The following is a 672-nucleotide window of genomic DNA, read 5'->3' as shown; positions in this document are numbered from 1 at the left end:
GGTGGGATAGGTAAAGATAAGGGGTTTTTCCCTTGAAGTTTCCAAAGGAATCGGGGATCGGTCCCGTTAATTTGTTTCGGTCCAAATGGAGAGCGCCGAGATGGCGGAGGTTGGCGAGGGAGCTAGGAATGGAGCCAGTGAGGCGGTTGAAAGAGAGGTCGAGATAATCAAGATTGGGGAGGGAGCCGAGAAAGCTTGGGATTGAACCGGAGAGACCATTCCAACTTAAGTCAAGGTATTTGAGGTTGTTGAGTTTAGCAATGGTAGGTGGGATGGAACCAATGAGATTTGGGAGCTTGTGGAACATGAGGTTTTCGAGGAATGGGAGGTCGCCGACAAAGGGTGGGATTTGGCCGGAGAGTCTGTCGTCGGCGAAGACGGTGAGGGCGATGATCCGGTGGGACTTTCGATCACATTCAACACAATACCAAGTGCAACAATCTTCTTCAGGTTTCCATGAGGTTAGAATGTAGGGATCGTTGAAGGCTTTTTTGATATTGAGGAGGGCTTTTTTTGTCATTTGGATTGCAAAGTTCTGCAAATGAAATGGTGAAGAAGAGGAAGAGGAGGAGGAAGAGGAGCTTGTAATGCTGGAGAAAGGATTGGCAACGACAATGGGTGTATTAGTGTTGTGGGGAATGAGGCAATGAATAAGGAACAAAAATTTGAGGG

The 672-nt window shown here is 47.8% G+C and carries 1 protein-coding gene; it reads right to left on the bottom strand.

Annotated features, from left to right (window positions below):
* On the bottom strand, window positions 1-672 hold a 672-nt coding region (locus DC366_RS19520; protein WP_207768800.1), incomplete at both ends, for a leucine-rich repeat domain-containing protein.

This window comes from Pelagivirga sediminicola, assembly GCF_003072125.1.
Classification (GTDB): domain Bacteria; phylum Pseudomonadota; class Alphaproteobacteria; order Rhodobacterales; family Rhodobacteraceae; genus Roseovarius; species Roseovarius sediminicola.
Note: the sequence above shows the minus strand (reverse complement) of the source record. Positions and strands in the feature narration are given on the sequence as shown.